Source organism: Serratia sp. CMO1 (assembly GCF_015689115.1).
GTDB classification, from domain to species: Bacteria; Pseudomonadota; Gammaproteobacteria; order Enterobacterales; family Enterobacteriaceae; genus Serratia; species Serratia marcescens.
On record NZ_CP065032.1, the window covers coordinates 755,891 to 779,258 of the forward strand.

The 23,368-nt window shown below is 59.9% G+C and carries 17 protein-coding genes; 11 read left to right on the forward strand and 6 right to left on the reverse strand.

Going from position 1 to position 23,368, the window contains the following annotated elements; genetic code table 11:
- Positions 1–45: 45 nt before the first annotated feature.
- Entirely contained in the window at positions 46–2,772 is a 2,727-nt protein-coding gene (barA, locus tag IT763_RS03475; RefSeq protein WP_033641271.1) for a two-component sensor histidine kinase BarA, read from the reverse strand.
- Between the two features lie 66 nt (positions 2,773–2,838).
- On the opposite strand from barA, the gene rlmD reads away from it, so the two are divergent.
- The 9 genes from rlmD (at position 2,839) to IT763_RS03520 (ending at position 14,786) form a co-directional block, all read left to right on the forward strand.
- Entirely contained in the window at positions 2,839–4,188 is a 1,350-nt protein-coding gene (gene rlmD, locus IT763_RS03480) for a 23S rRNA (uracil(1939)-C(5))-methyltransferase RlmD (RefSeq protein ID WP_206195175.1), read from the forward strand.
- A 9-nt stretch (positions 4,189–4,197) separates the two neighbouring features.
- Complete coding sequence (relA, locus tag IT763_RS03485) at positions 4,198–6,429, forward strand: GTP diphosphokinase (RefSeq protein WP_004932686.1); 2,232 nt, start codon at positions 4,198–4,200, stop codon at positions 6,427–6,429.
- A gap of 102 nt (positions 6,430–6,531) precedes the next feature.
- Positions 6,532–7,326, forward strand: coding sequence for a nucleoside triphosphate pyrophosphohydrolase (mazG, locus tag IT763_RS03490; RefSeq protein WP_206195176.1), 795 nt, complete (start codon positions 6,532–6,534; stop codon positions 7,324–7,326).
- A 71-nt stretch (positions 7,327–7,397) separates the two neighbouring features.
- The gene (locus tag IT763_RS03495; protein ID WP_193843271.1) at positions 7,398–8,261 is read left to right on the forward strand and encodes a hypothetical protein; all 864 of its coding nucleotides are present in this window, start codon (positions 7,398–7,400) and stop codon (positions 8,259–8,261) included.
- Between the two features lie 393 nt (positions 8,262–8,654).
- Positions 8,655–10,292: a glutamine hydrolyzing CTP synthase gene (pyrG, locus tag IT763_RS03500; RefSeq protein ID WP_004932674.1), complete on the forward strand. Its 1,638-nt coding sequence runs from the start codon at positions 8,655–8,657 to the stop codon at positions 10,290–10,292.
- A gap of 81 nt (positions 10,293–10,373) precedes the next feature.
- Positions 10,374–11,669: a phosphopyruvate hydratase gene (eno, locus tag IT763_RS03505; protein ID WP_004932670.1), complete on the forward strand. Its 1,296-nt coding sequence runs from the start codon at positions 10,374–10,376 to the stop codon at positions 11,667–11,669.
- 298 nt (positions 11,670–11,967) lie between these two features.
- Complete coding sequence (locus IT763_RS03510) at positions 11,968–13,158, forward strand: FAD/NAD(P)-binding oxidoreductase (RefSeq protein ID WP_206195177.1); 1,191 nt, start codon at positions 11,968–11,970, stop codon at positions 13,156–13,158.
- Positions 13,155–13,559, forward strand: coding sequence for a hypothetical protein (locus IT763_RS03515; RefSeq protein WP_080286892.1), 405 nt, complete (start codon positions 13,155–13,157; stop codon positions 13,557–13,559). The genes IT763_RS03510 and IT763_RS03515 overlap by 4 nt, the downstream gene beginning before the upstream one ends.
- Before the next feature lie 30 nt (positions 13,560–13,589).
- Positions 13,590–14,786, forward strand: a complete 1,197-nt coding sequence (locus IT763_RS03520; protein WP_028127848.1) for a methionine gamma-lyase — start codon at positions 13,590–13,592, stop codon at positions 14,784–14,786.
- A gap of 37 nt (positions 14,787–14,823) precedes the next feature.
- On the opposite strand, the gene IT763_RS03525 is transcribed toward IT763_RS03520, so the two are convergent.
- The 4 genes from IT763_RS03525 to IT763_RS03540 form a co-directional block, all read right to left on the reverse strand.
- A complete protein-coding gene (locus IT763_RS03525; protein ID WP_206195178.1) occupies positions 14,824–16,218 on the reverse strand; it encodes an amino acid permease in 1,395 nt (464 codons plus the stop codon).
- A gap of 102 nt (positions 16,219–16,320) precedes the next feature.
- Positions 16,321–17,856, reverse strand: a complete 1,536-nt coding sequence (gene hutH / locus IT763_RS03530; protein ID WP_206195179.1) for a histidine ammonia-lyase — start codon at positions 17,854–17,856, stop codon at positions 16,321–16,323.
- Positions 17,853–19,544 carry a urocanate hydratase gene (hutU, locus tag IT763_RS03535; RefSeq protein WP_025159649.1) on the reverse strand — a complete coding sequence of 564 codons (1,692 nt, stop codon included), beginning with the start codon at positions 19,542–19,544 and terminating at the stop codon, positions 17,853–17,855. Before hutU ends, hutH begins: the two co-directional genes overlap by 4 nt.
- Positions 19,545–19,919: 375 nt before the next feature.
- Positions 19,920–21,260 carry an aromatic acid/H+ symport family MFS transporter gene (locus IT763_RS03540; protein ID WP_016929055.1) on the reverse strand — a complete coding sequence of 447 codons (1,341 nt, stop codon included), beginning with the start codon at positions 21,258–21,260 and terminating at the stop codon, positions 19,920–19,922.
- A 327-nt stretch (positions 21,261–21,587) separates the two neighbouring features.
- On the opposite strand from IT763_RS03540, the gene queE reads away from it, so the two are divergent.
- Entirely contained in the window at positions 21,588–22,259 is a 672-nt protein-coding gene (queE, locus tag IT763_RS03545; RefSeq protein WP_004932641.1) for a 7-carboxy-7-deazaguanine synthase QueE, read from the forward strand.
- A 43-nt stretch (positions 22,260–22,302) separates the two neighbouring features.
- Positions 22,303–22,812 (forward strand): GNAT family N-acetyltransferase, encoded by a 510-nt coding sequence (locus tag IT763_RS03550; RefSeq protein WP_206195180.1) that lies wholly within the window; start codon positions 22,303–22,305, stop codon positions 22,810–22,812.
- A gap of 26 nt (positions 22,813–22,838) precedes the next feature.
- Here IT763_RS03550 and queD read toward each other — a convergent pair whose 3' ends face one another.
- A complete protein-coding gene (gene queD / locus IT763_RS03555; protein WP_004932638.1) occupies positions 22,839–23,198 on the reverse strand; it encodes a 6-carboxytetrahydropterin synthase QueD in 360 nt (119 codons plus the stop codon).
- Between the last annotated feature and the right edge of the window lie 170 nt (positions 23,199–23,368).

A 23,368-nucleotide genomic window follows, 5' to 3' on the forward strand; every position in this document is an offset into this window, starting at 1 on the left:
AAAAGGCACGCTGCGGCGTGCCTTTTTGCGTAACGGCCTGCGAATTCAGGCAGGCTGCGTCAGATGCGCGTGCGCCGCGTGGATCACCAGTTCAATCTCATCCAGCAGCTCCAGCCATTCCGGCTCCAGTTCGTCGTTGGTGACGCCCTGGCGCAGTTGCCGCTCGAGGTAGAAACACAGCTGCTTGAGGCGTGGCACGCCGCTGTAGCTGCAGCTGCCGTGCAGCTTATGGACCAGATCGAGGATTTCGTCGTCATGCTGGCCGTCGAGCAGCGCCTGCACCCGTTCGCGCACCTGCGGCAAGAAATCGAGCAGCATTTGCAGCAGATCGCGCGCCAGATCCGGTTTATTGGCCGCCTGACGCAACGCCAGCGGCCAGTCGAGCGACAGCGGCGCGTCGTCGGCGACGGCGTTTTCCATTTCGCCACTGTGATAGCGCGACAGCACGCGGGTCAGCATTTTCTCGTCGATCGGCTTGGCCAGGTAGTCGTCCATCCCGGCCTGCAACAGGTGCTCGCGCTCGCCGCTGGCTGCATGGGCGGTGACGGCGACGATCGGCGTGGAGTTGTGATGCGGCAGTTGGCGGATCAGCTCGCTGGCGTGAATGCCGTCCATCTTCGGCATTTGAATGTCCATCAGGATCAGATCCAGCACGTTGTCGCGCGCCAGCGCCAGCGCTTCCTCGCCGCTCTCGCACAACAGGGTTTTTTCTACCTGTTCCCCCAACAACGTGCCGATCAGCTTCAGGTTAGCCGGGTTGTCGTCAACCGCCATCACCGTCAGCGGCAGGCGTTTACGCTCAGGCTGCGCGGTGAGGCGTGCCGGCGCCTCCATCCGGAGCATCGGGAACAGTCGGGTGCTGGTGATCGGCTTGATCAGGCAGCCGAGCGCGCCTTGTTGTTTAAGCAGCTCGGCATCGATTTGCGCCTGGCACGGCAGCGCCAGAATGACCCGATCGGCCAGCTTCAGCGAGGCCAGCAATTTGTCCTCGTGCTGCGCCATGTTGTCGCGGAACGGGATGGGCACGCCGGCCAGCAGGAAATCATAGTGGCTTGGCGGCAACTGGCCCAGCGTCGGCGAGTGGGTGATCACCAGTTGCGTGACGCTGAGCATGTTGAGCGTCGCCTGCGCCGCCGTCGGGTTGGACTCGATATAGGCCAGCGTTTTGCCGTTCAGATCCGGCAGGCTCGGCGCCAGCGACAGCATGCCCTCGTTCAGATCCAGCGTGATGTGGAACCAGAAGGTCGAGCCGCGGTTCAACTGGCTGTGGAAGCAGATATCGCCCCCCATCTCTTTCACCAGCTTTTGCGTGATCACCAGCCCCAGCCCGGTGCCGCCGTGGCGGCGGGAGATGCTGGCGTCCGCCTGGCGGAATGCCTGGAACAGCTGCGACTGCTGGCGTTCGGAGATGCCGATGCCGGTATCGTGGATCTGCACTTCCACTTCCACCCGGCGATCCAGCTGTTTGCGCAGCTCGACGCGAATGTCGATATTGCCGGTTTCGGTGAACTTGATGGCGTTGCCCAGCAGGTTGGTGATGATTTGCTGCAGGCGCAGCGAGTCGCCGATCACCTGCTCCGGCACGTCGTTGTGCACATCCAGCGTCAGCTCCAACCCTTTGTCATGTGCGCTGGGCGCCAGCAGCACCACCACTTCGTCCAGCGTTTCGCGCAGGGCGAACGGAATATGCTCCAGCACCAGCTTGCCGGCCTCCAGCTTGGAGAAGTCCAGCACGTCGTTGATGATGGTCAGCAGGTTGTTGGCCGAGCGCTCGATGGTCTGTAAATAGTCGGTCTGGGTTGCGCTCAGATCGGTTTTCAGCATCTGGCGGGTGAAGCCGATCACGCCGTTGAGCGGAGTACGCAGCTCATGCGACATGTTGGCCAGGAATTCGGACTTGATGCGCGCCGCCTCCTGCGCGCGTTTTTTCGCCAGATCCAGTTCGACGTTCTGGATCTCCATCTGCTCCAGCGTTTCGCGCAGGTCTGACGTGGCCTGATCGATGTTCTGCTGCATCTCTTCGTGATAGGCGGTAAGCGACATCGCCATCGAGTTGATGCCGTTTTTCAGCATGTGCAGCTCGCCGAGCATGTAGCCTTCCACGCGGCTGTCGAGCTGGCCGCGGCGGATGCGGTCGACGGTGTTCACCATATTGCGGATCGGGCCGGTCACGTCGCGCATCAGCCGGTAAGCGAACAGGATGGCTATGCACATGCACAGCAGCAGCAGCAAGGTGGAGACGAAGACCTCTTTATACTGCTGCAGCCGCACCGACTGCAGATCCAGCTCGATCGCCACATAGCCCAGGTTGTTGTCGGGATGGCTGCCGCCGTCGGCGGTTTCATCCGGATACTGGCTTTCCGACAGGATCGGCGTGCGCAGGATCAGCGAATCGCCGCGTCGGGTGAGCATCAGCTCGGTGGGCAACGGCACGCCTTTCGGCAACTGCAGCTGAGCGAAGTTGTGGTGATAATTTGAGGTGACGAACAGGTTGTTCTGCGCATCAAACACGGTGATCGAACGTACGATGTCCGAATGGCGGCGGTGCAAAAGGCTGACCAACTGCCTGACCGATTCGCGGCTGCGGAACGTCATGCCGTACTCGCTGGCCACCGCCAGCGGCTCGATGATGCTGGCGCCGGCGTCGACCAGTTGCTCCTGCAGCTCGTTATAGCGGTGCACCACGAAGAAGGTGCTGAGCAGCAAACCAATCAGCAAGGTCGGGGCCAGAATCAGGATCATCATGCGCGCACGCAGGCTGTATTTGGTCATGGGATTCCAATGTGGGAGAATTGACAGCTGACACTAGCTTAATGAACCAGCACACAATCGACAAATATGGCGCAATTCTACTCTCCCAAACGCCGCGTGACGACCCGGCAGAGCTCACAAATCTTCACCGTGACGGTGAGCGATCTCGATCCTTTTGGCCAGGGCGTGGCGCGCCACGACGGCAAAGCGGTGTTCGTGCCGGGCGTATTGCCGGGCGAGCAGGCGGAAATCCAGTTGACCGAAGACAAGCGCCAGTTCGCCAAAGGCAAGCTCAAACGCCTGCTGAGCCGCAGCCCGCAGCGGGTAGAACCGCGCTGCCCGCATTTTGGCGTGTGCGGCGGCTGCCAGCAGCAACATGCTGATGAGGCGCTGCAACAGCAGAGCAAGGCGGCGGCGCTGGTGCGCATGATCGCCCGCGAAACCGGCGTAACCCCGCAACAGGAACCGGTGATCGCCGGCCCGGAATACGGCTATCGCCGCCGCGCCCGCCTGAGCCTGGCATGGCAGCCGAAGCTGCAGCGCCTGATGATGGGCTTTCGCCAGGCGGCCTCCAGCGAGCTGGTGGCGGTGGAGTACTGCCCGGTGCTGCGGCCGGAGCTGGAACAGCTGCTGGCGCCGGTGCGCGCCTGCCTGAGCGGGCTGCAGGCGGTGCGGCGGCTGGGGCATGTGGAGCTGGTGCTGGCGGATAACGGCCCGCTGCTGGTGCTGCGTCATCTCGACGCGCTGAAAGAGGCGGATCGGCAGGCGCTGTTGGCGTTTGGCGAGCGGGAAAAGGTCGCCGTTTATCTGGCGCCGGACAGCGAACGGGTGGAAAAACTGTGCGGTGAAACGCCGTATTATCAGGTTGACGGGCTACGCTTAGACTTCAGTCCGCGCGACTTTATTCAGGTCAATGACGCCGTAAACCAACAAATGGTGGCGCAGGCCCTTGAATGGCTCGACATTCAACCCAATGATCGGGTGCTGGACCTGTTCTGCGGCATGGGTAATTTCACCCTGCCGCTGGCGCGCCGCGCCGCCGCGGTGGTGGGCATCGAAGGTGTTGCCACGCTGGTAGCGAATGGGCAATATAATGCACATAAGAATAAGCTGAATAATGCGTCGTTCTTCCATGAGAATCTGGAGGACAACGTTGCGCGGCAACCTTGGGCAGCACAAGGGTTTGATAAGGTGATGCTGGATCCCGCCCGCGCCGGTGCGGCCGGGGTGATGTCACACATTGTAAAACTGGCGCCGGCGCGGGTGGTGTATGTTTCCTGTAACCCCACCACGCTGGCTCGCGACAGCAACGTGCTGTTGAACGCCGGTTATCGTCTTGCGCGCGTGCGGATGTTGGATATGTTTCCGCACACGGGGCATCTTGAATCAATGGCGCTGTTTATCAACGAGCGTGCGCCAGAGGTCGCTGCAAAGTAGGGAGAAGTTATGGTTGCGGTAAGAAGTGCACATCTGAATACGGCGGGTGAGTTCGCTCTCGATGAGTGGATCGCCGGCTTGGGGCTACCTAACCCGCAGTCATGTGAGCGATTGGCCGCAACCTGGCGTTATTGTGAGCAGCAGACCCAAAACCATCCTGACGCCTCGCTGCTGCTGTGGCGCGGCCTGGAGATGGTGGAAATTCTCTCGACGCTGAGCATGGACAACGACAGCATGCGCGCCGCGCTGCTGTTCCCGCTGGTGGACGCCGGCATCGTGCAGGAAGAGACCCTGACCGAAGCGTTCGGCAAGGGCATCGTCGCGCTGGTGCACGGCGTGCGTGACATGGACGCCATTCGCCAACTGAAAGCCACCCAAAACGACTCGATGGCCTCCGAACAGGTCGACAACGTGCGCCGCATGCTGTTGGCGATGGTGGAGGATTTCCGCTGCGTGGTCATCAAGCTGGCGGAGCGTATCGCCCACCTGCGCGAGGTGAAAGACGCGCCGGAAGACGAACGCGTGCTGGCGGCGAAAGAGTGTTCCAACATCTACGCCCCGCTGGCCAACCGGCTCGGCATCGGCCAGCTGAAGTGGGAGCTGGAGGATTTCTGCTTCCGCTACCTGCATCCGGAAGAATACAAGCGCATCGCCAAGCTGTTGCATGAGCGCCGCATCGATCGCGAACAGTTCATTGACGATTTCGTCGCCGGGCTGCGCGCAGAAATGGCCAACGAAGGCATTCGGGTGGAGATTTACGGCCGGCCGAAACACATCTACAGCATCTGGCGCAAGATGCAGAAAAAACACCTGGCGTTCGACGAACTGTTCGACGTGCGTGCGGTGCGCATCGTGGCGGAGCGCCTGCAGGATTGCTACGCGGCGTTGGGCATCGTGCATACCCACTTCCGCCATTTGCCGGATGAGTTCGACGACTACGTCGCTAACCCGAAACCGAACGGCTACCAGTCGATCCACACCGTGGTGCTGGGGCCGCGCGGCAAAACCGTAGAGATTCAGATCCGCACCCGGCAAATGCACGAAGACGCCGAACTGGGCGTGGCCGCGCACTGGAAGTACAAAGAGGGCGCGGGCGTGACCGTGCGCTCCGGCTACGAAGAACGCATCGCCTGGCTGCGCAAGCTGATCGCCTGGCAGGAAGAAATGGCGGACTCCGGCGAGATGCTCGACGAAGTGCGCAGCCAGGTGTTCGACGATCGGGTCTATGTATTTACCCCGAAAGGCGACGTGGTGGATCTGCCGGCCGGCTCCACGCCGCTCGATTTCGCCTACCACATTCACAGCGACGTCGGTCACCGCTGTATCGGCGCCAAGATCGGCGGCCGCATCGTGCCGTTTACCTATCAGCTGAAGATGGGCGATCAGATTGAGATCATCACCCAGAAACAGCCGAACCCGAGCCGCGACTGGCTGAACCCGAACCTGGGGTATGTCACCACCAGCCGCGGGCGCTCGAAGATCCACAACTGGTTCCGCAAGCAGGATCGCGACAAGAACATTCTCGCCGGCCGCCAGATGCTGGACAACGAACTGGAACATCTCGGCATCAGTCTGAAAGAGGCCGAAAAGCTGCTGATCCCGCGCTACAACATGAACTCGCTGGACGAGGTGTTGGCGGCGATCGGCGGCGGGGACATTCGCCTGAACCAGATGGTGAATTACCTGCAGGGCAAGTTCAACAAACCGAGCGCCGAAGAGCAGGATCGCGAGGCATTGCGCCAGCTGGTGCAGCAGAAAGCGCCGCCGCCGGCCCGCAACAAGGACAACGGCCGCGTGGTGGTGGAGGGCGTGGGCAACCTGATGCACCACATTGCCCGCTGCTGCCAGCCGATCCCGGGCGACGACATCGTCGGTTTTATCACCCAGGGGCGCGGTATTTCGATCCACCGTGCGGACTGCGATCAGCTGGTCGATTTGCAATCGCACGCGCCGGAGCGCATCGTCGATGCGGTATGGGGCGAAAGCTACTCCAGCGGTTATTCGCTGGTGGTGCGCGTGATGGCCAACGATCGCAGCGGGCTGCTGCGCGACATTACCACCATTTTGGCCAACGAAAAGGTCAACGTGCTGGGCGTCGCCAGCCGCAGCGACACCAAGAAACAGTTGGCCACCATTGACATGGATATCGAAATCTACAACCAGCAGGTGCTGAGCCGGGTGCTGGCGAAGCTGAACCAGCTGCCGGACGTGATAGACGCCAAGCGTCTGCACGGCAACTAAGCCCACATCTCCTTTCGGGCCGTATGCGCCATCGATACGGCCCGAGATCCATGAATTCGGTGGGCGCTCCCATGCGCCCTCATTCTTTCTCAGAGATTTTTTATGACCCAATCCACTCCGCTGCAGCGCCTGCTGAACATCATGAAAACGCTGCGCGATCCGCAGATCGGTTGCTCATGGGACCGCAAGCAAACTTTCGCCACCATCGCGCCCTACACGCTGGAAGAGACTTACGAAGTGCTGGACGCCATCGAGCGGCAGGACTACGCCGATCTGCGCGACGAACTGGGTGATTTGCTGTTCCAGGTGGTGTTCTATGCCCAGATGGGGCAGGAGCAGGGGCTGTTCGATTTCGATGAGGTGTGCACCGCCATCAGCGACAAGCTGGAGCGCCGTCACCCGCATATCTTCGGCGACGCTGAGGCGGGAGACAGCGAAGCCGTGGCGGCGCGCTGGGAGCAGCTGAAGGCCGGCGAGCGCGCCGAAAAAGCGCTGCACTCGGTGCTGGACGACATTCCGCAGGCGTTGCCGGCGCTGATGAAGGCGCACAAAATCCAAAAACGCTGCGCCTCGGTCGGCTTCGACTGGAACACCCTGGGGCCGGTGCTGGACAAAGTGTACGAAGAGATCGATGAAGTGATGCACGAAGCCCGCCAGGCGGTGGTCGATGAGAGCAAGCTGGAAGAGGAGATCGGCGATCTGCTGTTCGCCACGGTGAACCTGTCGCGCCATCTGGGGCACAAGGCGGAGAACGCGCTGCAGGCGGCGAACCGCAAGTTCGAGCGCCGCTTCCGCCAGGTGGAAGCGATCGTCCAGCAACGCGGGCTGCGGCTTGAAGACGCCACGCTGGAGCAGATGGAAGACGCCTGGCAGCAGGTGAAGAAATCTGAAATCTGATGCGCTTCCGGCGTTCATGGCGCCGGGGTGAACATGAAGGACGTTCCACGCAGACAAGGGAAGGTGGCGTCATGATCAAGAGGCTAATGCTTTTAGCCTGTTTTTTCCCCGGTTTCAGCACGGCGTCTCCTCCTGCTGATGTTGGGCGGCTGCGGTATGATGAGCGCAGGCTGCCATTAGTCGATGTGCAGATCGATAACCGGTTACACACGCTCATGCTGGATACCGGCAGCGCAGAAGGGATACACCTTTATCAACACGATCTGGAGCGTCTGGTCGCGCAACCGAGTCTGAAGGCGGTGCAGCTGGCGCCTCGGCGGCTGAGAGATCTCTCTGGCGGTGAAAATCAGGTGTCTGCCTGGCGGATTAGTCGGCTGTTTATTGGCAATATCCCGTTTAACGACGTCGAAGCGGTGAGTTTTAAGCCCTGGGGACTCAGCCTGGGAAACGAGGTGCCGGTAAGTGAAGTGATGGGGATTGGGTTGTTCCGCGATCGAAAGGTGCTGATGGACTTCGAAAACGACCGCTTGCAAATGTTGACTCATCTGCCTTCAGACATTGCAATATGGGCTTCATATCCATTCGAACAGACCGATGAGGGGCTGAGCGTGACGGCCTTCGTTGGCAATAAACCGTTGCGCCTGATTGTTGATACCGGCGCCAGCCATTCTCTTTTGTTTGCCGCAGGCTTGCCGGCTGGCCTCTTGTTTTCCGGCTGTCGCTCCATTGAGCCTGAGGCTGAGAACCTGGATTGCCGAGTGACCAGATTCACCTTGACCGATCGCCGGGGCCGGCATCACAACGATTTGGCCATCATTACCGAGGGCCCAACGTCTGAGGCGCTGGGTTTTGATGGTCTGCTGGGGATGGGCTTTATGCGGGGGCATCGTGTGATTGTTGATATGCCTGAACGCATGCTCTACATCAGTCGTTAATCCGATGCTCCTCGATCCCAGGCTAATCGGGTTTAGGGAAGCTGAACCGCCGCTACAATGTTGATCGACGACAAGGTTCACGAAAGCTGAAACGGTTAAGCTTGCAGTCAGGTCACAGGCGCATGGCTGCCGTCGGCAGCAAAAGGCCAACAAACTGAAATCTAAGGCGTTTTATCGCTCGAGAGGGGCGGTAAAAAGAAACTTTCTCCGCTAACTCTTTGTATTTCCTGGAGGGTTTATGCGGCGCCGGCGGAGTAAACCCTGATGAACACGGGAGGGCGGCCGAGATGATGGACAGCAAAACGATCGTTTGTAGGTCAGGAGAGGTTCGGGTATACTACTTTCCCGTCCTGGTTCTTCCATCGTCTTTAAACCTAAACTCTCAGGTTCAGCATGACAACTAATTATATTTTTGTGACCGGCGGGGTCGTATCCTCTCTGGGTAAAGGCATTGCCGCAGCCTCTCTGGCGGCTATTCTTGAAGCCCGTGGCCTCAACGTTACCATCATGAAACTGGACCCGTACATCAACGTGGATCCGGGCACCATGAGCCCGATTCAGCATGGGGAAGTTTTCGTCACCGAAGACGGCGCAGAAACCGATCTGGATTTGGGTCACTACGAGCGCTTCATCCGCACCAAAATGTCGCGTCGCAACAACTTCACCACCGGCCGCATCTACTCCGACGTGCTGCGTAAAGAACGCCGCGGCGACTATCTGGGCGCGACCGTGCAGGTCATTCCGCACATCACCAACGCGATCAAAGAGCGCATCATCGAAGGCGGCGAAGGCCACGATGTGGTGCTGGTGGAGATCGGCGGCACCGTCGGCGATATCGAATCGCTGCCGTTCCTCGAAGCCATCCGTCAGATGGCGGTGGAAGTGGGCCGCGAGCACACGCTGTACATGCACTTGACGCTGGTGCCGTACATGGCGGCGGCCGGCGAAGTGAAAACCAAGCCGACCCAGCATTCCGTAAAAGAGCTGCTTTCCATCGGTATTCAGCCTGATGTGCTGATTTGCCGCTCCGATCGCGCGGTTCCTGCTAACGAACGCGCTAAAATCGCGCTTTTCTGCAACGTGCCGGAAAAAGCGGTTATCTCTCTGAAAGACGTTGATTCTATTTATAAAATCCCAGGCCTATTGAAATCTCAGGGGCTGGACGATTATATTTGTAAACGATTCAGCCTGAACGCGCCGGAAGCCAACCTGGCCGAATGGGAACAGGTGATCTACGAAGAAGCCAATCCGGGCGGCGAAGTGACCATCGGTATGGTCGGCAAATACGTTGAGCTGCCAGACGCTTACAAGTCGGTGATCGAAGCGCTGAAGCACGGCGGGCTGAAAAACCGTCTGACCGTGAACATCAAGCTGATCGACTCGCAGGACGTGGAAACCCGCGGCGTGGAAGTGCTGAAAGGGCTGGACGCGATCCTGATCCCGGGCGGCTTTGGCTATCGCGGCGTGGAAGGCAAAGTGATGACCGCACGCTATGCGCGCGAGAACAACATTCCTTACCTGGGCATTTGCCTGGGCATGCAGGTGGCGTTGATGGAGTTCGCTCGCAACGTGGCGGGGATGGAAAACGCCAACTCCACCGAGTTTATGCCAGACTGTAAGTACCCGGTGGTGGCGTTGATCACCGAATGGCGCGATGAAGACGGCAACGTCGAAGTGCGCAGCGAAGAAAGCGATTTGGGCGGCACGATGCGCGTAGGTGGCCAACAGTGCAACCTGAGCGACAACAGCCTGGTGCGTCAGTTGTACGGCGAACCGACCATTGTCGAGCGTCACCGTCACCGTTACGAAGTTAACAACATGCTGTTGAAGCAGATCGAAGCCGCAGGGCTGCGTGTCGCCGGTCGTTCCGCCGACAACAAGCTGGTTGAGATCATTGAACTGCCGAATCACCCGTGGTTTGTAGCCTGTCAGTTCCACCCGGAATTTACGTCTACGCCGCGTGATGGGCATCCGCTGTTCGCCGGCTTCGTGAAAGCCGCAGGCGAGCATCAGAAGCGCCAGGTGAAATAACATATTTGGTAGGCGGCGCGCGGTGAGAACCGCGCGCTGTTTGTCTGGAGTTTTAGTTTAACTTGTACTGAGGAAAACCTAATGTCCAAAATCGTTAAAGTCATCGGTCGTGAAATCATCGACTCCCGCGGTAACCCGACTGTTGAAGCCGAAGTTCATCTGGAAGGCGGTTTCGTAGGCCTGGCTGCTGCGCCGTCAGGTGCTTCTACCGGTTCCCGCGAAGCGCTGGAACTGCGTGACGGTGACAAGTCTCGTTTCCTGGGTAAAGGCGTACTGAAAGCCGTTGCCGCAGTAAACGGTCCGATTGCTCAGGCAGTACTGGGTAAAGATGCCAAAGACCAGGCGAACATCGACAAGATCATGATCGAGCTGGACGGCACCGAGAACAAATCCAACTTCGGCGCCAACGCCATTCTGGCGGTTTCCCTGGCAGCAGCGAAAGCAGCCGCAGCCTCTAAAGGCATGCCGCTGTACGAGCACATCGCTGAACTGAACGGCACCCCAGGCAAATTCTCCATGCCACTGCCGATGATGAACATCATCAACGGCGGCGAGCACGCTGACAACAACGTCGACATTCAGGAATTCATGATTCAGCCGGTTGGCGCGAAAACCCTGAAAGAAGCGGTGCGCATCGGTTCCGAAGTGTTCCACCACCTGGCGAAAGTTCTGAAAGCCAAAGGCATGAACACCGCCGTGGGCGACGAAGGCGGCTACGCGCCAAACCTGGGTTCCAACGCCGAAGCGCTGGCGGTTATCGCTGAAGCGGTAAAAGCGGCGGGCTACGAGCTGGGCAAAGACGTCACTCTGGCGATGGACTGCGCGGCTTCCGAGTTCTACAAAGACGGTAAATATGTGCTGGCCGGCGAAGGCAACAAGGCCTTCACTTCCGAAGAGTTCACTCACTTCCTGGAAGAGCTGACCAAACAGTACCCAATCGTGTCTATCGAAGATGGCCTGGATGAATCCGACTGGGCAGGCTTCGCTTACCAGACCAAAGTTCTGGGCGACAAAATCCAGCTGGTGGGTGACGATCTGTTCGTAACCAACACCAAGATCCTGAAAGAAGGCATCGAGAAAGGCATCGCTAACTCCATCCTGATCAAGTTCAACCAGATCGGTTCTCTGACCGAAACCCTGGCAGCTATCAAGATGGCGAAAGACGCCGGTTACACCGCGGTGATCTCTCACCGTTCCGGTGAAACCGAAGACGCGACCATCGCTGACCTGGCGGTAGGGACTGCGGCTGGCCAGATCAAAACCGGTTCCATGAGCCGTTCTGACCGCGTTGCCAAGTACAACCAACTGATCCGTATCGAAGAAGCGCTGGGTGACCGTGCGCCGTTCAACGGCCTGAAAGAAGTTAAAGGCCAATAAGTTCGACCGATTCGGTTGCTAAATAAAAACCCGCTGCGGCGGGTTTTTTTATGTTTTAAATTCGTGATGATTGTCAGTTTAATAATAAGTTTTTCATTGAAAGCGCGGTTTTGTTTAACCCGATAATTTCATTAAAGATAGTAAATGCGTTTATTTTATATTCCCATTTCATTTGCTTTATAACTATTCGTTACTAGACTGCCAATAAGGCAGTTTATTTTTCGCCGTTCTGCCGTAGACATTCATCATCACCATACCTTAATACTGCCGGCTTGCTGGCCGGTTGAGTGAGGGCTTGATGCGACAGCGAATCATCATTGTCGGCGGCGGAACCGGCGGCACCATCCTGGCCAATTTATTGGCCGCAAAATTGCACCGGGAAATTATTAATAATAAAGTCGAGTTATTAATGATATCGGATTCACCGCTGCATTATTACAAACCGGCGTTTATGTATGTGGCGTTCAATACTTTTTTCAAGCAAGAGCTCACGCGCTCACAGCGGAGTTTATTGCGGCCCGAAATACAGTTTATTATTGATAAGGCGGAATCTTTCGATTTAAAACAGCGAAGCATAGCGACGCAAAGCGGTAAATTTTATTCCTATGATTTTCTGGTTTTCGCCACCGGCTGCGTACCTTGGCCAGAGCGCATCGAAGGATTGGCGCAGGCGGGCGATCATTTTTACCAGTATCAGGCCGCCAGGCGGTTAGCGCATAAATTGGCGACGATCGAGAAAGGCCGCATTTTCATCACCGTGTCCTTCCCTGAAACGCCCAACGTGCCCCATCAGTGCGGCATCGCACCGATCGAAACCACCCTGATGCTGGACGACTACCTGCGGCGGCGCGGCGTGCGCAAGGCGGTGGAGATCGTTTATACCTACCCAACCATTTCTCAACTGCTGCGTAACTGCCTGTTTTTACAGCGCCCGACCGGCGAAGCGTTGCCCGCCATTTTTGCCGCGCGCGACATTCGCCACCAGCGTGGGTTTACCCTCAGCCGGGTAGACGCCCAACGTAACATCGCCTATTCCGCTGAGGGGGAAGAGCAGTCGTTCGACATTCTGATGGCAACGCCGCCGATTCGCGCAGTCGAAGCGGTGCGCAATACCGGGTTGAGCGAGAGTCAAAACGGTGAAGGCTGGCTGCCGACCGATCATCAAACGCTGCAGGTCTACGGCCAGCAGGGCGTGTATGTCATAGGCGATACCGTGGATTTGCCGGTCAGCAAGGCCGGCGGCTCTTGCCATAATCAGGCGCCGGTCATTGCCGACAACATCGTGGCGGAAATGCGGCTGGGCCACACAGTGAGCCATTATGACGGCAAGGTGCAGGCGGTCGCGCAAATGGGGCTGAATGCCGGCATGCCGCTGGTGTACGACTACCGTCACGACGTGCTGCCGACGCCCGCCACCAAGGTGGGCGGCATGCTGCGCAATGGGTTTAACCGCGGCCTTTACTGGGCCACGGTAAGGGGGCTGATATGACGGAAAGCACGGTGCATGCGGCTGACCTGCAATCATTGGCGGCGTTGCTCGAGAAACTGCAGCCGCTGCTGGCGGGTGGCCGGTTGGATAACGTGGTCGATCTGTTGTCGCTGTTGTCGGACGTGGTGGATATTGCCGACAACGCGCTGGTGGAGAAATTAGCCGGCGTCTTTGAAGGTTTGGTGACCCTCGGCTGGGAAGGCGGAACGGCGCTGCAGATGGCGCACAGCGAGCTGCAGTTGAATCCACCACCGGCCAGTTTTCGCGCGCTGTACGCCTTGCTGAAGCAGCCGGATACCCTGCTGGGGTTAACGTTGCTGCTGCGTACTTTACAAATCATCGGCCAGCGCACGCGAGACAGCGCGTTGCCGTCAGCCCTGCCAGATGAATCGTCGAATTAAGCTTCACCCACTCAGGTAAGGAGTTGTGTTATGTCCGCTACAGCAGTTGGCCACGACTTTGCCACCCGGGCTATTCATTACGGCTACGATCCTCAGCGGTATCAGGGTGCACTGTCTCCACCGGTGTTTATGAGCTCTACGTTTGCTTTTCCCACGGCGGAATACGGTGGCGCCTGCTTTGCCGGCACCGAGCCGGGGTACTTTTATTCGCGCATCGCCAACCCGACGTTAAACCTGCTCGAGCAACGCATCGCCAACCTGGAGGAGGGGGAGGCGGCGGTGGCGTTCGCTTCCGGTATGGGGGCGATCACCGCGTGTTGTTGGACGCTGCTCAGACCGGGTGATGAGCTGATTGTCGATGAAACCGTTTATGGTTGCACCTTCAGCTATTTTCATCATGGTCTGGCGCGCTTTGGCGTCAAGATAACCCACGTTGACCTGACCCGGCCGGAGCGGCTGGCGTCGGCCATGGGGCCGCATACCCGGCTGGTGTATTGCGAAACGCCGGCCAATCCCAACATGCGCTTGATCGATATCGCCGCCGTGGCGGAGATCGCCCATCGGCATCAAGCGTTGCTGCTGGTGGACAACACCTACTGTACGCCCTATCTGCAGCGGCCTCTGGCGTTAGGCGCCGATATCGTGGTGCACTCGGCGACCAAGTACCTCGGCGGGCACGGCGATCTCCTGGCCGGGATCGCGGTGACGCGTCAGGCGTTGGCCGAGGCGATCCGTCTGGAGGGGCTAAAGGACATGAACGGGGCGGTACTGTCGGCGCAGGATGCCGCGCTGGTGCTGCGCGGGATGAAAACCTTGCCGCTGCGCATGGATCGTCATTGCGATAACGCGCAGCGCCTGGCGGAGATGCTGACGGAGCATCCGGCGATCGAGCGGGTGTATTACCCCGGCCTGGCGAACTTCCCGCAGCATGCGTTGGCGCAGCGGCAAATGGCGCGCCCCGGCGGCATGCTGGCGTTTGAACTGCGGGGCGGAATGCGTGCGGGCATTCGCTTCCTCAATGCGCTGCAGCTCATCTTGCGCGCGGTCAGCCTGGGCGATTGCGAAAGCCTGGCGCAACACCCGGCCAGCATGACGCACTCGGCCTACACGCCGGAAGAGCGGAAACGGCACCACATCAGCGAGGGGCTGGTGCGGCTGTCCGCCGGGCTGGAGGCGTTTGACGATCTGCAGGCGGATATCCTGCAGGCGCTGGCGCAGGCGCAATAAAAAAACCCGCCGCAGCGGGTTTTAGCCGAAGCGAGCGTTACACCTGTTGCGTCGCTGTGGTCACCGGCGAACCGCCGCCTTTTTTGCGTACCCACAGCCAGTAAGCCGCGGTGAGGAACGCGATCCACACCAGCCCGACATACAGGGCGATGCGGCTCTCTTCGAAGTAGCCGAGCAGGCCGATGACGAACGCCATAAAGGCGGTCGCCAATGCCGGCGCCACCGGCCACCACGGCACCGGGAAGCTCAACTGACGGGTTTCTTCCGGCGACAGCGTGCGGCGCATGACGATCTGCGACAGCAGGATCATCAGCCACACCCAGACGGTGGCGAAGGTGGCGATCGAGGCGATGATCATGAAGACCTTCTCCGGGATCAGGTAGTTGAGCACCACCGCCAGCAGCAGGGCGATTGACATGACCAGCACCGTCATCCACGGCACGCCGCTGGCGGTCAGCTTGGTGAAGCTGCGCGGCGCCTGGCCGTCCTGCGCCATGCCGTACATCATGCGGCCGGCGCCGAAGATGTCGCTGTTGATGGCCGAAATGGCCGCGGTGATCACCACCACGTTCAGCACGTTGGCGGCGGAGCTGATGCCGAGGTTGCTGAAGATCTCAACGAACGGGCTGCCGTTCTGGCCGATGCTGTTCCACGGATAGATCGCCATCAGCACCGTCAGCGTCAGCACGTAAAACAGCAGGATGCGCACCGGCACGGCGTTGATCGCCTTCGGCAGCACTTTGGCGGGGTCTTTCGCCTCGCTGGCGGTGATGCCGATGATCTCGATGCCGCCGAAGGCGAACATCACTACCGCTAATGACGCGACCACGCCGCCAATGCCGTTAGGCATAAAGCCGCCGTGCTGCCACAGGTTGCTGATGCCGGTGGCGTGCTGGGCTTGCCCGAAACCGAACAGCATCACCGCCGCACCGCCGACGATCATCGCCACGATGGCGGCGACCTTGACCAGCGACAGCCAGAACTCCAGCTCGCCGAAAACCTTGACGCTGCACAGGTTGAGCGCGCCGATAAACAGGATGATGCTGAGCACCCAGACCCACTGGGCGACGTCCGGGAACCACAGCCCCATATAGATGCCGAAGGCGGTGACGTCCGCCAGGGCGACGATCACCATTTCAAAGGTGTAGGTCCAGCCGGTGAGGAACCCGGCCAGCGGGCCGAGATAGTGGCTGGCGTAGTGGCCGAACGAGCCGGAAACCGGCTGATGCACCGCCATTTCACCCAGCGCGCGCATCACCATGAATACCGCCGCGCCGCCCACCAGGTAGGCCAGCAGCACCGCCGGGCCGGCCAGCTGGATGGCGCCGGCGGAGCCGTAGAACAGGCCGGTGCCGATCGCCGAGCCGAGAGCCATGAAACGGATATGCCGCGCGTTTAGTCCGCGTCTGAGTTGTGTCGTTTCGTTACGCATGTTGCTTCCCGTTAAGTGTTTGCCGAACAGGCACGCGCTGCCCGCGCCGGGTGGAACGCACCCGGCGGGGCAGAACAAACTGCGTGATTCAGTGTGTGATGATTATGCCTGGCTAGGCAGCAGCGCCGCAGGCAGCAGCGATGTCAGGTGACCGGCCGCCAATAGCTGGCTGGCGGCTTCAATGTCGGGGGCGAAGAAACGATCCTTGTCGTAGAAACTGACATGCTCGCGCAGCAGACGGCGCGCCTGCTCCAGACCTTCCGAGGTCTTCAGGCCGTTGCGGAAATCCAGGCCCTGGCAGGCGGCCAGCCACTCGACCGCCAGAATGCCGCGCACGTTGTCCGCCATGCTCCACAGACGGCGGCCGGCGGCCGGCGCCATGGAAACGTGGTCCTCCTGGTTGGCGGAGGTCGGAATGCTGTCGACGCTCGATGGATGCGCCAGCGCTTTGTTTTCGCTGGCCAGCGCCGCGGCGGTGACCTGAGCGATCATGAAGCCGGAGTTCACGCCGCCGTTCTCCACCAGGAACGGTGGCAACTGCGACATGTGTTTGTCCATCATCAGCGAGATGCGGCGCTCGGACAGCGAACCGATTTCGGCGAATGCCAGCGCCAGGTTATCGGCGGCCATCGCCACCGGTTCGGCGTGGAAGTTGCCACCTGACAGCACGTCACCCTGCTCGGCGAACACCAGCGGGTTATCGGAGACGGCGTTGGCTTCGATCTCCAGCACCTCGGCGGCCTGACGGATCTGCGTCAGGCAGGCGCCCATTACCTGCGGCTGGCAGCGCAGGGAGTAAGGATCCTGCACTTTTTCCCAGTTGCGGTGCGAGTCGGAGACTTCGCTGCGCGCGCCGAGCAGGTGGCGGTAGGCGAGGGCGGCGTCGATCTGGCCGCGCTGGCCACGCACCTCGTGGATGCGCGCATCGAACGGGCTGCGGGAGCCCAGCGCCGCTTCCACCGTCAGGCTGCCCGCCACGGTCGCGGCGGCGAACAGGTCTTCCGCGTCGAACAGGCCGCGCAGCGCGAAGGCGGCGGAGACTTGGGTGCCGTTCAGCAATGCCAGGCCCTCTTTCGCCGCCAGCGTCAGCGGTTTCAGGCCGGCTTTGGCCAGCGCTTCGGTTGCCGGCAGCCATTGGCCCTGATGGCGCGCTTGGCCTTCGCCCAGCAGCACCAGGCTCATGTGCGCCAGCGGCGCCAGATCGCCGGAGGCGCCGACCGAGCCTTTCAGCGGAATATGCGGATAGACTTCGGCGTTGACCAGCGCGATCAGCGCCTGGATAACTTCCAGGCGAATGCCGGAGAAGCCGCGCGACAGGCTGTTGATCTTCAGCACCATGATCAGGCGCACCAGATTGTCGTCGGTCGGCTTGCCCACGCCGGCGGCGTGTGACAGCACGATCGAGCGCTGCAGATTTTCCAGATCGTCGCGGGCGATGCGCGTCGAAGCCAGCAGGCCAAATCCGGTGTTGATGCCGTAAGTGGTGCGGTTTTCTTCAACGATGCGTTCCACGCAGGCCACGCTCTGCTGGATAGGGCCGTAGGCGTTGTCGTCCAGCGTCAGCGTCACCGGATGTTGATAGACGTCGCGCAGTTGGGCCAGCGTCAGTTTGCCTGGGCGAATAGTCAGCGCTTTCATGCTTTTTCTCCTTGGGTCGCGGCAACCATCGGCAGGTTCAGGCCTTGCTCGCGGGCGCAGTCGATAGCGATATCGTAACCGGCGTCGGCGTGACGCATGACCCCGGTAGCCGGGTCATTGTGCAGCACGCGGGCGATGCGCTCGGCGGCTTCGTCGGTGCCGTCGCAGACGATCACCATGCCGGAGTGTTGGGAGAAGCCCATGCCGACGCCGCCGCCGTGGTGCAGGGAAACCCAGGTGGCGCCGCTGGCGGTGTTCAGCAGGGCGTTCAGCAGCGGCCAGTCGGAAACCGCATCGGAACCGTCTTTCATCGCTTCGGTTTCACGGTTCGGGCTGGAAACGGAGCCGGAATCCAGGTGGTCGCGGCCGATGACGATCGGGGCGGACAGTTCGCCGCGGCGAACCATCTCGTTGAACGCCAGACCCAGCTTGGCGCGCTGGCCGAGGCCAACCCAGCAGATGCGCGCCGGCAGGCCCTGGAAGCTGATGCGCTCGCGCGCCATGTCCAGCCAGCGGTGCAGGTGTTCGTCATCCGGGATCAGCTCTTTCACCATGGCGTCGGTTTTGTAGATGTCCTGCGGATCGCCGGACAGCGCCGCCCAGCGGAACGGCCCGATGCCGCGGCAGAACAGCGGACGGATGTAGGCCGGCACGAAGCCCGGGAAGTCGAAGGCATTGTCGACGCCGGTTTCTTTCGCCATCTGGCGAATGTTGTTGCCGTAGTCGAAGGTCGGCACGCCCATCTGCTGGAACGCCAGCATGGCTTTGACGTGATCGGCCATCGACTGCTTGGCGGCGGCGACCACCTTGGCCGGCTCGGTCTGGGCGCGCTGGCGATACTCTTCCCAGCTCCAGCCTTTCGGCAGATAGCCGTTCAGCGGATCGTGGGCGCTGGTCTGATCGGTGACCATGTCCGGGCGCACGCCGCGGCGCACCAGCTCAGGCAGGATTTCCGCCGCGTTGCCGCACAGGGCGATGGAGATGGCTTTGCCTTCTGAGGTGTATTTTTTGATGCGGGCCAGCGCGTCGTCCAGATCTTTGGCCTGCTCATCGACGTAGCGGGTTTTCAGACGGAAATCGATGCGGCTCTGCTGACATTCGATGTTCAGCGAGCAGGCGCCCGCCAGCGTGGCGGCCAGCGGCTGCGCGCCGCCCATGCCGCCCAGACCGGCGGTCAGCACCCAGCGCCCCTGCAGGCTGCCGTCGTAATGCTGGCGGCCCGCTTCGACGAAGGTCTCATAGGTGCCCTGAACGATGCCCTGGCTGCCGATGTAGATCCAGCTGCCGGCGGTCATCTGGCCGTACATGGCCAGGCCTTTGGCGTCCAGTTCGTTGAAGTGTTCCCAGGTCGCCCAGTGCGGCACCAGGTTGGAGTTGGCGATCAGCACGCGCGGCGCGTTGCTGTGGGTTTTGAATACGCCGACCGGCTTGCCGGACTGCACCAGCAGGGTTTCGTCCTCTTCCAGCGTTTTCAGGGTTTCGACGATCTTGTCGTAGCAATCCCAGTCGCGCGCGGCGCGGCCGATGCCGCCGTACACCACCAGCTCATGTGGGTTCTCCGCAACTTCAGGATCGAGGTTGTTCATCAGCATGCGTAACGGCGCTTCGGTCAGCCAGCTTTTTGCGTTTAATTGTGTGCCGCGTGGCGCGCGTACATCGACATTGCGAACTTTGTTATTTGTAGTCACAGCATTTTCCTCAAACAGTATCGGTGCAGATTCCATGCCGCGGTGGGGATGAGTACCACGGCATAACAATGCGTAGGGCTTATTAACATATACTTGTATGTACAAGCATATGCAACACTGACCAGTTGCCGCTGAAAAGTGGCATAAGAAAAAGTTATTTTCTTTTTATATCAGGTTGATATGCGATTTTTTATCACCGGCTTCATGTGCGAAAAGCCGGAGAAAAGTGAGCTGTTCGGCAAAAATGAATTAAAATTGACTCATTTTTGGGCGGCTAGTCACAATATTTTTACAGACTGATTACAGTTGGCGGCGGAGGATAAACAAGCCCTATCACCGCGGGAAGAAAGCCCGCCGTGGGCGGGCTTGCCAGGCTCAGGCGGCCGGTTGCAGCATCGGCTTGCGGCTCATCTTGCACACCGTGGCGATGGCAGCGATCAGCGCCGGTACGCACAGGAACATCAGGATGCTCTGCACTTCCCACTGCATCGCCAGCAGTTGGGCGCCCATCATGGTGCCGGCGACGCCGCCGAAGCGGCCGATGCCCTGCATCCAGGCGATGCCGGTGGCGCGGCTGTGGGTCGGGTAGAAGGTGGCCGCCAGCGTTTGCAGCCCGGACTGCGCGCCGTTCATGGTGACGCCCATCAGGAAGATGAAGGCGCCCAGCAGCACGATCTGCTTGTCTTCGGTGGCCATCGCCACGATCAGCAGGGCGGTGACGACAAAGCCACTCGAGACCACTTTGTGCGCATTCCAGCGGTCCATCAGCCAGCCGGCCACCAGGATGCCCAGCGTGCCGCCGAAGGTGAACAGCGAGGTGAGCATCGCCGACTGTTCCAGCTGATAGCCCAGCCCCTGCATCAGGATTGGCATCCAGCTCAGCAGCACGTAATAGATCACCAGCCCCATGAAGTAGGTCACCCACAGCATCAGCGTGCCGAGCAGGTAAGGGCGGCTGAACAGCAGGCCGACGCTGGTCTTGGCCTGCGTCAGCTTCTCTTCGTACAGGTAAAAACGCGTCACGCCGTCGAGGCTCTGGCTGACGAAGCGTTGCGCGATGCGTTTGATCTTCGCCGCATCCTGCCCGCGGTTGACCATATATTTGACCGATTCCGGCAGCAGCAGGATCAGCAAAACCGTCAACGCCAGCGGCGCAATGGCGCCGAGCAACAGCACGCTGTGCCAGCCGTAGCTCGGGATCAGCCACGATGAAATGGCGCCGCCGCCGGCCGCGCCCAGCGGAAAGCCGCAATACATGGTATTGATCGCCAGCGAACGGCAGCGCTGCGGCGCGTATTCGGAGATCAGCGTGATAGCGTTGGGCATCGCCGCTCCCAGCCCGAGGCCGGTGAGGAAACGCCACAGCGTCAGGCTGTTGAGCGAGCCGGCGTAGGCGGTGGCCAGGCTCGACAGGCCGAAGAACAGGCAGGAAAACACCAGCACGCGCTTGCGGCCGATGCGGTCGGAGATTGGCCCGGCTATCAGCGCGCCGAGCGACAGCCCCAGCAGCGCGGCGCTCAGCACCGGCCCCAGATCCTGCTTCACGATGCCCCAGTCTTTGGCGACCGAGGGGGCGATATAGCCCATGGCGGCGGTATCGAAACCGTCGATGGCGAGGATCAGGAATCCGAGAACGATCAGTGTCCAGTGAAACAGCGAAAACTTGCTGTCGTCGATGGCCTGTTGAATGTTTAACTCGCTGGTGGAATGAGTCATGGCACCCTCTAAACGCAGATGTAGTCGTGATGAATAGTATGTGGCCGAAACTGATGCTCGGCTTGTGTTTGCTTGTATATACATCTGCGCGTCGGCGCTTTATGTCAAATATAATTATCTTATTTGTTAACTTCGTGTTGTTTTCTGTGGAGCAGGTTGCACCGCGGATGAAAGGCCTAATACCGGTTAACAAATTAAATGAACGCCATTGGCGGTGAGATATGCTGGCGGCGGCGCGGAGGAAAAAATTTAATACAATTTTGGCCGTTTGGTCGCCGAGCCGGAATCTGCGATAATCGTTTTTTACTTTTCCAGATTGAGAAACCGATGCAGTACCCGATCAACGAGATGTTCCAAACCTTGCAGGGCGAAGGCTTTTTCACCGGCGTGCCGGCCATTTTCATCCGCCTGCAGGGCTGCCCGGTAGGGTGCAGCTGGTGCGACACCAAACATACCTGGGAAAAGGAAGCCCATCGGGAAGTAGACCTGCAACGGATCCTGGTCAAAACAGAAGAGAGCGACGCCTGGGGCAATGCCAGCGCCGAGCAGCTGTTGGCGGTGATGCGCCAACAAGGCTACACCGCGCGCCATGTGGTGATCACCGGCGGCGAACCCTGCATTTACGATCTGGCGCCGCTGACCGAGCTGTTCGAACAGCACGGCTACCGTTGCCAGATTGAAACCAGCGGCACCCACGAAATTCGCTGTTCCGCCAACACCTGGGTGACGGTTTCGCCCAAGGTGAATATGCGCGGCGGCATGAAGGTGTTGGATCAGGCGCTGCGGCGCGCCGACGAGGTGAAGCATCCGGTGGCGCGCGAGCGCGACATCGAGGCGCTGGATGCGCTGCTGGCGACGTTGCAGGATGACAAGGCGCGCATTATCGCGCTGCAGCCGATCAGCCAGAAAGAAGAGGCGACCCGTCTGTGTATTGAAACCTGTATCGCGCGCAATTGGCGGCTGTCGATGCAGACCCACAAGTATCTGAACATCGCCTGAGTTTTTTATTGGCCGCAGGCCTTCGAACGGGACGGGAGTTACGGTGAAAATTATATCGCGTGCATTCGAGGCGGTGACGGAAGCGGAATTGCGGTCGATTTGCTCGCTGTTGTCCGACGCTTTCCCCGAGATAACCGACGGATTTTATCGGCGGCAGGAGCCGGCTTGCCTGGTGACCGCCACGGAAGGCGAGGCGATCGTCGGACAACTGGCGGTGCATGAGCGGCCGGTGTTGATTGACGGTGAGGCCGAGGTGATCGGCATCATCGGGCTGGTGGCCGTGGCACACACGCATCGGCGCCGCGGCGTGGCCGCAAACATGCTGGTGAAGGCGCATGACTATTTGCGCAGTAAAGGGATCGCGTATTCCATACTGTTTGCGGTAAGCGAAAAGTACTATACCGGCGCCGGCTATCGGGCGATGGAAAACGAGACGGCGTTCATTGAGGATGGCGAGAGCAAAACGTTCGTCTATCGAGGGGGAATGGCGCTGAGCCTGTCGGAAAGGCCCTGGACGGCGCGGCGTCTGGATCTGCAAGGCGAGGTAGTGTGAGGGTATCTGCACATACCCTCACGGCATCAACCTTTATATACGCATCCCGCCGTACAGGTCTCTTTCACCATCACCGCAGTCAGTTCCGGTAACTGGGGCTTGAGCTGCTGCCAAATCCAGGCGGCGAGCACTTCGCTGGTGGGATTTTCCAATCCTGGAATATCGTTCAGATAATGGTGATCCAGCCGTTCCCAGATCGGGGAAAACACAGCCTTGAGCTCGGCGAAATCCATCACCCAACCGGTGTGGGGATCCACTTCACCGGTCACTTCCAGACGCACCATAAACGAATGCCCATGCAGACGGCCGCATTTATGGCCCTCCGGCACGTGCGGCAAGCGGTGTGCGGCTTCAAACTGAAAATCTTTAAACAGCGTGGTTGCCATTATTACGGCCTCATTGACTCAAAAACCGCCGCATAGTACCGGAAAGCGCGTCTGCTTGCCATTTATACCGTTATGGTCTACCGCCACGGCCAACGCGCCCGTTTAACACTTTTTTTGTTTGGTGTTTGCGGCACCTATCGGCTGGGGTTATGAGCCGAAATGTTGAACGG